The 12,234-nt window shown below is 61.1% G+C and carries 14 protein-coding genes; 4 read left to right on the top strand and 10 right to left on the bottom strand.

Annotated elements, in window-relative coordinates:
• On the bottom strand, positions 1-852 hold the full coding sequence (locus QOL84_RS06870; protein ID WP_283436682.1) for an STAS domain-containing protein: 852 nt from the start codon (positions 850-852) through the stop codon (positions 1-3).
• A gap of 251 nt (positions 853-1,103) precedes the next feature.
• Here QOL84_RS06870 and QOL84_RS06865 point away from each other — a divergent pair, with 251 nt between their 5' ends.
• Positions 1,104-1,373 (top strand): hypothetical protein, encoded by a 270-nt coding sequence (locus tag QOL84_RS06865; protein ID WP_129393189.1) that lies wholly within the window; start codon positions 1,104-1,106, stop codon positions 1,371-1,373.
• Positions 1,374-1,436: 63 nt separating this feature from the next.
• On the opposite strand, the gene QOL84_RS06860 is transcribed toward QOL84_RS06865, so the two are convergent.
• Positions 1,437-1,958 carry a DUF4142 domain-containing protein gene (locus QOL84_RS06860; RefSeq protein ID WP_129393192.1) on the bottom strand — a complete coding sequence of 174 codons (522 nt, stop codon included), beginning with the start codon at positions 1,956-1,958 and terminating at the stop codon, positions 1,437-1,439.
• A gap of 204 nt (positions 1,959-2,162) precedes the next feature.
• On the opposite strand from QOL84_RS06860, the gene QOL84_RS06855 reads away from it, so the two are divergent.
• Positions 2,163-2,405, top strand: a complete 243-nt coding sequence (locus QOL84_RS06855; RefSeq protein ID WP_129393195.1) for an HP1242/YdcH family protein — start codon at positions 2,163-2,165, stop codon at positions 2,403-2,405.
• Positions 2,406-2,514: 109 nt separating this feature from the next.
• A complete protein-coding gene (locus QOL84_RS06850) occupies positions 2,515-2,679 on the top strand; it encodes a hypothetical protein (protein ID WP_283436681.1) in 165 nt (54 codons plus the stop codon).
• 107 nt (positions 2,680-2,786) lie between these two features.
• On the opposite strand, the gene QOL84_RS06845 is transcribed toward QOL84_RS06850, so the two are convergent.
• The 3 genes from QOL84_RS06845 to QOL84_RS06835 form a co-directional block, all read right to left on the bottom strand.
• Positions 2,787-3,803 carry an SMP-30/gluconolactonase/LRE family protein gene (locus tag QOL84_RS06845; RefSeq protein ID WP_400772624.1) on the bottom strand — a complete coding sequence of 339 codons (1,017 nt, stop codon included), beginning with the start codon at positions 3,801-3,803 and terminating at the stop codon, positions 2,787-2,789.
• Between the two features lie 56 nt (positions 3,804-3,859).
• Positions 3,860-5,005, bottom strand: coding sequence for a sterol desaturase/SRPBCC family protein (locus tag QOL84_RS06840; protein WP_283436679.1), 1,146 nt, complete (start codon positions 5,003-5,005; stop codon positions 3,860-3,862).
• 112 nt (positions 5,006-5,117) lie between these two features.
• Positions 5,118-5,981 carry a LysR family transcriptional regulator gene (locus QOL84_RS06835; protein WP_283436678.1) on the bottom strand — a complete coding sequence of 288 codons (864 nt, stop codon included), beginning with the start codon at positions 5,979-5,981 and terminating at the stop codon, positions 5,118-5,120.
• 175 nt (positions 5,982-6,156) lie between these two features.
• Between QOL84_RS06835 and QOL84_RS06830 the strand changes: the two genes are divergently transcribed.
• On the top strand, positions 6,157-8,145 hold the full coding sequence (locus QOL84_RS06830) for a peptidase U32 family protein (protein WP_283436677.1): 1,989 nt from the start codon (positions 6,157-6,159) through the stop codon (positions 8,143-8,145).
• Positions 8,146-8,223: 78 nt separating this feature from the next.
• Here QOL84_RS06830 and phnE read toward each other — a convergent pair whose 3' ends face one another.
• From phnE to QOL84_RS06805, 5 genes are all read right to left on the bottom strand, one after another.
• Positions 8,224-8,991 (bottom strand): phosphonate ABC transporter, permease protein PhnE, encoded by a 768-nt coding sequence (phnE, locus tag QOL84_RS06825; RefSeq protein WP_283436676.1) that lies wholly within the window; start codon positions 8,989-8,991, stop codon positions 8,224-8,226.
• Positions 8,988-9,815: a PhnE/PtxC family ABC transporter permease gene (locus QOL84_RS06820; RefSeq protein ID WP_129393214.1), complete on the bottom strand. Its 828-nt coding sequence runs from the start codon at positions 9,813-9,815 to the stop codon at positions 8,988-8,990. Before QOL84_RS06820 ends, phnE begins: the two co-directional genes overlap by 4 nt.
• Positions 9,809-10,606, bottom strand: coding sequence for a phosphonate ABC transporter ATP-binding protein (locus QOL84_RS06815; RefSeq protein ID WP_283436675.1), 798 nt, complete (start codon positions 10,604-10,606; stop codon positions 9,809-9,811). The genes QOL84_RS06820 and QOL84_RS06815 overlap by 7 nt, the downstream gene beginning before the upstream one ends.
• The gene (locus QOL84_RS06810; RefSeq protein ID WP_129393220.1) at positions 10,603-11,466 is read right to left on the bottom strand and encodes a putative selenate ABC transporter substrate-binding protein; all 864 of its coding nucleotides are present in this window, start codon (positions 11,464-11,466) and stop codon (positions 10,603-10,605) included. The genes QOL84_RS06815 and QOL84_RS06810 overlap by 4 nt, the downstream gene beginning before the upstream one ends.
• A 258-nt stretch (positions 11,467-11,724) precedes the next feature.
• On the bottom strand, positions 11,725-12,231 hold the full coding sequence (locus QOL84_RS06805; protein ID WP_283438632.1) for a GNAT family N-acetyltransferase: 507 nt from the start codon (positions 12,229-12,231) through the stop codon (positions 11,725-11,727).
• Positions 12,232-12,234: the final 3 nt, after the last annotated feature.

The raw sequence follows: 12,234 nt of genomic DNA, 5'->3' as shown, positions 1-12,234 counted from the left end.
TTAAACCGTCTTGACGAGGCTGATACCCAGGCGGGTCAACGCCAGTTTCAGCGCGTCGGCCAGATTGGCCTTGGTCACCACGCCTTGCAGGTCGAGGCCGAGGTGGACGATGGTCTGCGCGATTTGCGGGCGCACGCCGCTGATGATGCAGTCAGCGCCCATCAGGCGGATCGCGGTGACGGTTTTCAGCAGGTGCTGGGCGACGAGGGTATCAACGGTCGGCACGCCGGTGATATCGATGATGGCGATTTCCGAACCGGTGTCGACGATACGTTGCAGCAACGACTCCATCACCACTTGCGTGCGTTGTGAGTCGAGGGTGCCGATCATCGGCAGCGCCAGCACGCCGTCCCACAGTTTGACCACCGGGGTCGACAGTTCCAGCAGTTCTTCCTGCTGACGCTTGATCACCGCCTCGCGGGATTTCTGGAAAGTACGGATGGTGTGCAGGCCGAATGCATCGAGCAGCTCCGAGACTTCCCAGAGTTGTTCAGCGAGCAACGCCGGTTGTTCTTTGTAGTGCGCTTGCAGCAGATTGAACAGCGGGCCTTTGAGGGCAAAGATGAAGCTCGCGGTCTGTTGCGAGTCCTGGCCGAGCAGGGCGCGACTGTGCGAGAGCTTTTCGAGAAACTGGCGGGTGCTTTCCCATCCCGGTGCGCCGATGTTGGTGCCATTGTCGTTCTCGATGCCACTGACCACCAGCTGCAGGAACTCGGTAGTCTGTTGCTGGATGTCGTGATCCTTGAGGTTGCGCGTGGCGCCGCTGGCTTCGAGGCCGCTGATCCATTCGTTCAGCAGTTGCGTTTGTTGTTTTTTCAGCGCGTCGAGGGTGCTGTTCTGCAGTGCTGCCATGTGCTTGTTGCTCCGTAGCGAATGGGGGGCCGATCGATAAAATATGAGCGGCGCGAATTCAATGACATTTGCCGTTTGAAATAGTTGTTCCTTCCGGCGCGGATATTTTTGATTTGGCGCAAGAAAGACTTTGCTAACTCTAGTCGGCGAGAAGGCGAGCGGCGATGTTTTGAACGTTGGCGCGATACAGGCTTCGAATCTTCAAGGCCCGGCTGGTTGCAGTCGCGCTGGCTTTGACGAACGAGGTGGCCATGAACGAGCAATCGAAAAATCCGCAAAATCAATCCGCCGAGCCGATCAATCGCAATGATCCGGCGATTGACCCGCAGGTTCCGGGGCAACCCGCGCCGACCCTGCCACAGGGCGAAGACGATCAGGTGCAAAGCGCCGATCCGGCGGTGGATCAGAAGAACCGGCACACGGACAACGACAACGAGTTCAGTCCGGGCTTCAAGCCGCAGCCTGACCGGGCCAGCCCGGATGAGGAGACGGATGCGGATATCGATACCGATGGCGGTTGATTTGCGCAGATAAACAAAGGCCGCATCCGAGGATGCGGCCTTTTTTGTGACGAAACAGAGGGATTATTTGCTCGGATGTTTGGCTTGCAGCTCTTTCGCTGCCGCCAGGTGTTTTTCCAGCCCCGGGAGCATTTTCTGCGCGAAGCCCTTGAGTTCGGTGGCGCCTTTGACCTTGTCGTCGGTCACGGTGTTGGCTTGTTTCTTGAACAACTCGATGGTTTCTTCGTGGGCCTTGACCTGGTTGTTGGCGTAGGCCGCATCGAAGGATTCATCGCGCATGTCGAGGATCTTTTCCTTGGCCTGCTTGACCAGCGTCGTGCTGTCCGGGACTTCGATGTCGTTGGCCTTGGCAATGCTGGCCAGCTCGTCGTTGGCCTTGCCATGGTCGGTGATCATCATGTTGGCGAAAGCCTTGATGTCGGCTGACGAACTTTTTTCCAGGGCCAGACGGCTCGCTTCGATCTCGGCAATCCCGCCGGCGGCGGCGTTATCGACAAAATCGTTGTCAGTGGCGGCGAAAGCACTGCCCATGCCGCTGCTCAAAGCGACAGCCAGAACCAGATGACGCAGTTTGAATCCGTCCATTGGTGTATCTCCACGCAGGTTTTTATGGGTGTTATGCAATGGAGGGAATTGCGCGAACAAAGGTTTTATCGCATTTGCGACAGGGCGACGAACGGACACCGCTGGTCTGACAGGTGGTCGACAGAACCGGGCAACCGAGGCCATTCTGATAACTGGCCAGCGCATCGGTCGCGTTGGCTGCCGATCAACTGACGGAGGTGTTCCATGCCGGTGACCCATGATTTGTTACAGGATTTGAAACTGACGAAGGAAGAGATCCAGCAAAAACGCACCGCGGATCCACATCTGGACGCACTGATCAACAAGTATTCCCAGGCAGACGCCGACGTCGTCAAGGCCGAGACGGCGACTTCGGATGCGCCCAGCGACGACACGCTGAAAAAACTCAAAGAGAAGCGCTTGCAAGTCAAAGACAAGATCGTCGAGCAACTGCAGGCCCGTACCTGACCGCCAGTCGCGCCACCGACTCCCGGTGGTGAATTGACTGGAACGACGCCCACGACCGGCACCTCGAATGTACAGAGTCTTCCTATACTGGCTCTTTGCGAGGTGCCTCATGAACGATCCCAAATTCCCCAGTGAAGAGCAGGGCGCATTCGACCCGGTTCCCACCCATTCCGAACCCAACAGCCCGGCGCATACCACGGCCAATCCTGAAGAGCGGGATGAGGAATTGCCGGAAGACGAAGATCCGGACAAGTTTGACAAGTCCAGCAACTGACAGACCGCTATCGCGAGCAGGCTCACTCCTACAGGGGATCGCATTTCAATTGTAGGAGTGAGCCTGCTCGCGATGGCATCCGCCCATGCAACATAAAATCCGTTGGCTCACTCAAGGGCCGCATCCAACGGCATCCGCGCCATATGCGTCGCCTTCAGCGAGCCGAAATACAACCACTGCCCATACTCGCGCACCGTGGTAATCGGCGAGTAATTGCCGCTGCTCGCATCCTGCAGATTGGCAATCACCTTGCCGTTCAGATCCAGCCCCAGCGCAAACCCGCGCTTCTCCACCGGTTTCGGCAGCACGCTCAACGCCCGCACAATCATCTTGCGCACGAAGGGGTGCCCGGCAGTGGCATCGAGCAGGGCGTTGCGCGGCGCATACAACGCCACCCAAAAACGGTTGCTGCCATTGAACGCGAGGTTGTCCGGCAACCCGGGCAGGTTGTCGATAAACAGATCATGGGTGCCGGCTTTCGGCCCGCTCAGCCAGTAACGGCTGATGCGATAGGCGCCGGTTTCATTGACCAGCACATAGGCGTCATCCGGGCCGAGGGTCACGCCGTTGGCGAACTCCAGCTTGTCCAGCAACACGCTGGTTTTACCGCTCTGAAAGTCATAGCGCAGCAGGCGCCCGTCGCCGCCATGCTCGATGATGGCCTCGCCGTCATGACCGTAGCCCCAGCGGCTGGAAGCATCGCTGAAATAGGCGTAATGCCCGGATTTATCGATGGCGACGTCATCGGTAAAACCGAAGTCGACGCCATTGGCACTCTTGGTCAGCGCTATCAACTGTCCCTGAGCATCCAGAGACAGCAAACCTTTGACGCCATCGGCAATCACCAGCAACCCGTTGGGATGGCGCGCGAGACCGAGCGGCCGCCCGCCGGTATCGGCCAGCACCTTGCGCTGCGTGCCGTCGAGGCTGGTGCGAATCAGTCGGCCGTCATGCAGGCCGGTGATCAGGAAGTCCTCTTCCAGCAACAACGCTTCCGGGCCTTCGATATCGCCCGGCCCGACCTGCGCCACGGCTTTGAGGCGCTGGTTTTCGGCGTAGACACCCGCCGTCAACGAAGGTGCCGGCTGCGGCGTCCAGGCCACCGGTTCGACTCTGGTCGGCATCAACAGTAAAAACGCGATGACGATAATGATCAGCAGCAAAAAAACATGCCGCAGCCTCACGCGCTGGCCCTCGCCGCAGCCAGGTATTGCGTGGCCATGTCGCGCAGCGCCAGCATCGAGGCGGCCGATTCGCGATCGATGCGCCGCTTCAGCAACAACTGATTGGCAATGCGCATGCCGAGGCCGTCAAAGCGGTAATCCAGCGTGCGCACAAACCGCGTACCGCCAGCCTCGGCCGCGCACTCGTAAGTCAGCAGCAACGACAAACCATGATCGCCCTGAGCCCGCGCGCACCAGCGTCGGCCGGGCAGGTACTCCGTGACTTCCCAGCGCAAATGACCTTCGCGTCCGCCAGCATTGATGTCCTCTTCGAAATGCGCTCCGGCGTGCAGCGGACCTTGTGCGCCGACGATTCGCAAGGACGACGGGTGCCATTCCGGCCAGCGACTGACGCTGGCCGCGTAGGCGAGCACGGCAACCGGTTCGCCGGCGATATCGATCTGGTGCTGCATGCGGGTCATGGGCATTCTCGAATAGCTCAAAGGGGCGGGCTCCGGTTCCCAGTACAGGGTGCCGAACAGGTAGTCCATCAACGGCAGGACGATATTGAAATTGCGCTCCTGCATGCGCTCGCGACGGTGATGCAGTTCGTGCAGGCGGCGCATCTGACGGATCCACGGCAGGCGCGTCAGCGGGTTGCTCGGCGGCAGGTGTTCGCCGGCATGAAACACTTCATAAGTCAGGTAACCGAGCACCATGCAACCGCCAAACAGCCCGGCGACGTTGCCGTTGAACTGCGCGAACAGCCACCACAACGGCAAAGTGATCAGCAGCGTGTGGACGACGATCAGCCATGCCGGAAACAAAATCACCCGCCAGTCGCGAGCGCTGTCGTAAGTCATGTGGCCGGGGGTGAAAAAGCTGTGATGGTCGCCGGCGTGGCGTGCGTAGAACAGTTTGGCAAAGGCTTTTTTGTGATGGCCGAGATGGCGATGCACCGTGTACACGCCGAAGTTGAAGAACAACAGCGTCAGCGGCACTGTCAGCCATTCCAGCCAGTTGACCTGGTGCACGCTGCTCCAGAACGCGCCGATGGCCAACACACCGAACAGCAGCACAAAAGCGCCATGCAGCCACGGGTTGTACAGCGGATGAATGGCCGCGCGGTAGCGGCTGCGAAATGCCTCGGTGGTCTGCCTCACTGCAATCACCTGTCGGTATTGTGGTTATACCCGGCAGATTAGCCGATCCGGCCGTTTGTGCAGGCCGGACCTTGAGGTCACATACGCCATGTTCCGGTGTAAAGCAGCCGCCTCAACTCAACGGGTTCCAGCGCTGCGACCAGTCGTCATCGGCCTTGATCACTTCGCGCAGCAGGTCAAAGGCTTGTTGCAGGATCGCCGAGTCGCGGTCGCGTGAGTACACCAGGTAAGTCGGATAGCTGAATTCCGGGGCTTTGGTCACGGCTTCGAGGGCGCCGCTCTCCAGGTAGGTGCGCACGACGCGGGTGCGGAAATAGCCGCTGCCGCCGTGTTCGAGAATGTATTGCAGGGCCAGCGGGCCGAGGTTGAAACTCAGCGCAGCCTTGGCTTTTTCCGGCAGGGCGGCGTCGTGCTGACGACGGAAATCCGGGCCCCAATCGATATAGACGTAAGGATCCGGGCGCTCGGGCGCACGCACCAGAATCAGTTTTTCCTCCAGCACTTGCTCGACCTGCAGGCCCGGCCAGTATTCCGGCTGATAGACCAGCGCCGCATCGAGTACGCCGAGTTCGAGCTGGCGCAGGAGGTTTTCGCCGTCGCGGATTTCCATGCGCAGGGCATGCCCGGGGATTTTCTCGCGCAGTTCGGCAGCCCAACTGAGCATCAGCGGGTTGCACAGGCTGACTTCGCCGCCGATGTGCAGCACGTTGTGATAGCCCTCGGGCAGCGGCAGATCGCGGCGCGCCGCTTCCCAGGTCTGCACCAGTTGATTGGCGTAGACGACGAAAGCCTCGCCATTGGGCGTCAGTTTCGCCCCGGCGCGGTTGCGCACGAACAACGTGCTGCCCAACTGGCTTTCGAGTTTCTGTACCCGCGCGGTGATCGCCGTTTGCGTGACGAAGAGCTTCTGCGCGGCGGCGGCGAGGCTGCCGTGGCGGACGATTTCGAGGAAGGTGCGAGCGAGGTCGATGTCCATGGGCGGGCCGAGGCAAAAGGTCCGCGCATTGTAAGTGCAGCTTCGCCGGCGCGTCATCGTCGATAGTGGGCGGGCATCTGTGGCGCGACGCCAGCCATCGGGCAGCAGAGGCGTGCCGGGCGCGCGTTTCAGGGGTAGAATGCGCGCCTACCGTGACAGCCTGACTAAAAAAACTATGTCCTTGCCCAAGCATCATCTGGAATTGCTCAGCCCTGCACGCGATGTCGCCATCGCCCGCGAGGCGATCCTCCACGGCGCCGACGCCGTGTACATCGGCGGCCCGAGCTTCGGTGCACGCCACAACGCCTGCAACGAAGTCGGCGAGATCGCCGAACTGGTCGAATTCGCCCGCCGTTACCACGCGCGCATCTTCACCACGATCAACACGATCCTGCACGACAACGAACTGGAGCCGGCCCGCAAGCTGATCCACCAGCTGTACGACGCCGGTGTCGATGCGTTGATCGTCCAGGATCTGGGCGTGATGGAACTGGACATTCCGCCGATCGAGCTGCATGCCTCGACCCAGACCGACATTCGCACCCTTGAGCGGGCGAAGTTCCTCGATCAGGCCGGTTTCTCGCAATTGGTGTTGGCCCGTGAGCTGAACCTGCAGGAAATCCGCGCGATCGCCGATGAAACCGATGCCGCCGTCGAGTTCTTCATCCACGGCGCGTTGTGCGTGGCCTTCTCCGGCCAGTGCAACATTTCCCACGCGCAGACCGGGCGCAGCGCCAACCGTGGCGACTGCTCGCAGGCCTGCCGCTTGCCGTACACCCTGAAAGACGAAAAGGGCGGGGTAATCGCCTACGAAAAACACCTGCTGTCGATGAAGGACAACAACCAGAGCGCCAACATCCGCGCGCTGGTCGAAGCCGGTGTGCGTTCGTTCAAGATCGAAGGTCGCTACAAGGACATGGGCTATGTGAAGAACATCACCGCCTATTACCGCCAGCGCCTCGACGACGTCCTTGAAGACCGTCCGGATCTGGCCCGCGCTTCCAGCGGCCGCACCGCGCATTTCTTCCTGCCCGACCCGGAAAAGACCTTCCACCGTGGCAGCACCGATTACTTCGTCACCGACCGCAAGATCGACATCGGCGCCTTCGATTCGCCGACCTTCACCGGGCTGCCGGTCGGCATCGTCGAGAAAGTCGCCAAGCGTGACATGCAGGTGGTGACCCACGAGCCGCTGTCCAACGGTGATGGCCTGAACGTCTTGGTCAAACGCGAAGTGGTCGGTTTCCGCGCCAACATCGCCGAGGCCAAAGGCGAGTTCGAGGAAGACGGCGAGAAGCGTTACCGCTACCGCGTCGAGCCGAACGAAATGCCCGAAGGCCTGTACAAGCTGCGCCCGAATCACCCGTTGAATCGCAACCTCGATCACAACTGGCAACAGGCGCTGCAAAAGACTTCTTCGGAGCGTCGCGTGGCCCTCAGCTGGGTTGCGCGTCTGCGTGAACAACAGCTGGAAGTGACCGCCACCAGCGAGGAAGGCATCAGCGCCAGCGTCACCCTCGACGGGCCGTTCGGTGTAGCCAACAAGCCTGAACAGGCGCTGGAACAGCTGCGCGATCTGCTCGGCCAGCTCGGCACCACGCAGTACCACGCCACCGACATCAAGCTGGATGCGCCAGAGGCGTTCTTCATCCCCAACTCGCAGCTCAAAGCCCTGCGCCGTGAAGTGATCGAGAACCTCACCGCTGCCCGTGTTGCCGCTCACCCGCGTGGCAGCCGCAAAGCCGAAACCAGCCCGCCGCCGGTGTACCCGGATTCGCACCTGACGTTCCTTGCCAACGTCTACAACCAGAAGGCTCGCGACTTCTATCACCGTCACGGCGTGAAGCTGATCGACGCTGCTTACGAAGCTCACGAAGAGGCGGGCGAAGTGCCGGTGATGATCACCAAGCATTGTCTGCGCTTCTCCTTCAACCTGTGCCCGAAACAGGCCAAAGGCGTGACCGGCGTGCGCACCAAAGTCGCGCCGATGCAGTTGATTCACGGCGATGAAGTGCTGACGCTGAAATTCGACTGCAAACCGTGCGAGATGCACATCATCGGCAAAATGAAGGGGCACATCCTCAACCTGCCGCAACCGGGTAGCGTGGTCGGCCACATCAGCCCTGAAGACCTGATGAAAACCATCCCGCGCGCACCGCACTAAGCGACCGGCAAGCGCGCTGCCCGGGTAGCGCGCTTGCCGACGTTAAGCGGATTGCACGAATGATCGAGGCGGGGTGTTTTACGCCTTGACCCAGCGTTGCCGGCTCCAGGCACTCAGCGAATCCACTGCCAATACCAGCAACAGCATCGCCAGGATCACCGTGCTGGCTTGCGCCTCCTGAAACAGGCTGAGGCTCACATAGAGCATCTGCCCCAATCCGCCTGCGCCGACAAAACCCAGCACGCTGGCCATGCGGATGTTGTTTTCCCAGCGGTACAGAATGTAGGCGAGCAGTTGTGGCGTCAGGTTCGGCAAGGTGCCGTAGCAGAACGCCAGAAGCGGATTGCCGCCTTGCAAACGGATTGCTTCGGCAGGTTGCGGCGGGGTGTTTTCCAGTGCCTCGGCAAACAGACGGCCGAGCACGCCCGTGGTGTGCAGGGCGAGAGCGAGGGTGCCGGCATTCGGCCCGAGCCCGGCAGCGAGCACCATTAATGCCGCCCAGACCAGTTCCGGAATCGCCCGCAAACCATTGAGCAACAGCCGCGAAACGCTTTGCAGCGGCCAGCCGAAACGGCCGGCAGCGGGCAGGGCGAGGATGATCCCCAACACTGCCGCGAGCAGGGTGCCGAGGGCCGACATGGCGAGGGTTTCCAGCGAGCCGTGAACAATCGCTTGCAGGTAACCGCCGCTCAAGTCCGGGCTGAGAAAGCGCTGCACGTAAGCGCCCATCTGCTTCAGGCTGTTGGCGCTGCTCAGCTCGCCGAGATCGAGGCCCAGATAGCTGAACGAGGCAATCACCGCCGCGACGATGCCGATGATCAGCGCCAGATTGATCAGCCGGTTCATGCCAGCCTCCAGCGCAACAAGCGACTGAGCTGGTCGGCGGCCAACACCAATACCAGGAAGGTCAGCAGCATGCTGGCGACTTCACCGCCGGCAAACATGCGGATCGACAGATCGATCTGCTGGCCGAGCCCACCCGCACCGACAAAACCCATCACCACGGAAGCGCGGATTGCGCATTCCCAGCGATAGACCGTGTACGAGAGCAATTCCGCCGCGACATTGGGCACGATGCCGTAGGCAAAACTCGCCAGCCGGCCGCTGCCCGATTGCAGCAAGGCGTGGGCCGGGCGCTGATCGGTGGATTCGAAAATCTCCGCGTAGACCTTGCCGAGCATGCCGCTGTAGGTGATGGCGATGGCTAGCACGCCCGCCGCCGGACCAAGACCGACCGCGCGGACAAACAACAGCGCCCAGACAATCTCCGGCACGCTGCGCAGGAAGATCAGCAAGCCGCGAATCGGCCAGCGCAACAACCGGCCCATGGCGCTCGGCACGCCACCGCGCGAGGCGGCGGACAACGACAGCGCGCGACTCGCCAGCAGCCCGGCCGGCACCGCCAGCAGCAGGGCCAAGGCCATGCCGGCAGTGGCGATGGCGAGGGTTTGCAACGTGGCTTTGAGCAACAGTTGCAAGAACGCTTGATCGTGCGCCGGTGGCCAGAACGCCGACACGAAGCGGCCCATCTCGCTGCGGCTGTCATCTTGCAGCAACACGCCGAGGTTCAGTTCACTGAGCTGGATCCCCGGCCACAACAAGGCGATCGCCAAAACGCTCAGCAACAGTCGCGGCCATGCGGCGGGATCGCGTGAATCGGCGCTCAGCATCGTGGAATCTGCACAGTCAGCGGCGCGACCGCAGCGGTCGGCGACTGCAGTTTTTCGTTGGCGTACAAGGCGTCGAGCATGTCCGCGCTGACTTGCCCGGAAGGGCTGTCGAAAAAGATCTGGCCGTCGCGCAAACCGATGATGCGTGGAAAGTGCGACAACGCCAGATCGACAGCATGCAGGCTCGCCACCAGCGTGACGTTGTGCTCGCGGGCATGCCGCGACAGGATCGACAGGGTGTGCCCGGCCATCACCGGGTCCATCGCCGACACTGGTTCATCGGCGAGCAGGATTTGTGGGGCCTGATACAGCACCCGGGCGATGCCGACGCGCTGCAATTGGCCGCCGGACAGTTGCTGGCAATGGGCGAACAGTTTGTCGCCGAGATCCAGTCGCGCCAATACCGCGCGAGCACCGGCGACGTCCAGCGGATGCATCAGGTTCAGCAGGCTTTTGCCCAGGCTCCACTGGCCGAGTTTACCGGCGAGCACGGCGGTCACCACACGCTGGCGCGGCGGCAGCGGCGGCGCCTGATGCACCAGGCCGATACGCGCACGCAGACGTTGGCGTTGGCCGGCGGACAAGTGCCAGGCGCGTTCGCCAAGCACTTCGATCTCGCCGCTGCTCGGTCGCAACGCGGTGGCCAGCAGATTGAGCAAACTCGATTTGCCGGCCCCGGACGGACCGATGATCGCCACCTGTTCGCCAACACCAATGTGCAAATCGATGCCGCGCAGGGCCTCGACTCCGTTGGCGTGGCGCAGGCTGCCCTGGTTGAGGCTCAGGGTCATTTCAGCAGTTCGGCGGCGCGGGCGGCTTCCTCGATGCCCTTGTAGTTCTCGGGCTTGGTGTCGATGAAGCGGCTGGCTGCCTGCAGATCAAGAATCTTCTTCTGCTCGGGGTTGGCCGGGTCGAGGTCGAGGAAGGCTTTTTTGATCTTCGCCGCGAGTGCCGGATCAAGCGTGCCGCGCACGGTCCAGTTGTAATCGAAGTAAGTCGGGGTGGTGGCGAAGACTTTGACCTTGTTGGTGTCGACCTTGCCGCTGTCGACCAGTTTTTGCCAGACGCTGGCGTTCAACACGCCGGCATCGACCTTGCCGGCCTGAACCCAGGCGACAGTGGCGTCGTGCGCGCCGGAGTAGGCGACTCGGCTGAAATAGGCTTCGGGCTTGATGCCGTCGTTTTTCAGCATGAAATAGCGCGGCATCAGGCTGCCGGAAGTGGACGACACCGAACCGAAGGCGAAGGTCTTGCCCTTGAGGTCGGCAAGGCTGTGCACATTCGGGTCGGCGGTGATGAATTTGCTGGTGAATTGCGCATCCTGTTCACGCTGCACCAACGGGATCACCGGCGTCGTGGCATCGGTCTTCAGACGCGCCTGCACAAAGGTGAAACCGCCCAGCCAGGCCATGTCGAGACGGTCGGTCGCCAGGGCTTCAACCACTGCCGGATAATCGGCCACCGGCACGAACTGCACCTTCATGCCCAACTGCTGCTCCAGATAAGCACCCAGCGGCTCGAATTTGCGCAGCAGTTCAGTCGGGGCTTCATCAGGAATCGCGCTGACCCGCAAAACGTCAGCGGCCTGCGCCACCAGCGCATTGAAGGACAGGGCCAGGCCGGCGGTCAGTGCCAGGGTTCGTTTGAGCATGGAATTCTCCGTTTCGTGAGCGTCAAAAAAGCTGAAGTGGCGAGGTAAGGCGCAAGCTCAGGGTAGACGAAACGGCGAGGTTATACGTATTCCCGCGCGCAAAGGCCAGCGCCATAAGTGCTGGAGTGCGTAGTGGGTCATCCCGCGCCTCGCTGATCTGCCTGCTGATGTGGGATGGCATGCAAACAGACGACCTCTGAAATGGCAAACGAATGGGTGTGTCCGAATATTTACGGGTGGTTCGCGCCAGCCAGAGACTTATTCGGTAGCCTCAAATGCATCGTGGTATTTCACTTCTCCGACAGGCAGCTCAGCGCCGAATGACAGCACTTGAAAGTATTCCTGCGGCACACCGGGCAACGTCAGCTCAGGATGATTCTTGAAGCCGAAACGCCCGTAATAACCTGGATTGCCCAAGACCACGCAGCCAGCGCCGTGCCGATTTTGCAATTGCGCCAATGCGGCTTTCATCAATGCCGAACCGATGCCCTGATGCTGACGTTCAGGCCATACCGAGATCGGACCAAGACCGTACCAACCGGTGGCGCCAGACGAAATTGTCACCGGTGAGATCGCCACATGGCCGATGATCTTGCCATTCTCCACGGCAACCTGCGAAACGCTCAGTTGGTCGGCCTCGCGCAATGCTTTGACGATGAGCTGTTCGGTGTGGCTTGAGTGTTCTTCGTTCTGAAATGCCGCTGCAGTCAGCTGGGCGATGGTGTCGATGTCGTCGGGTTGTTCGTTGCGAATAGTCAGGTTCATGTT

Source organism: Pseudomonas helmanticensis (genome assembly GCF_900182985.1).
Taxonomy (GTDB): domain Bacteria; phylum Pseudomonadota; class Gammaproteobacteria; order Pseudomonadales; family Pseudomonadaceae; genus Aquipseudomonas; species Aquipseudomonas helmanticensis.
The sequence above is the reverse complement of the archived record's forward strand: the minus strand, read 5'-3'. Positions and strand labels throughout refer to the sequence as shown.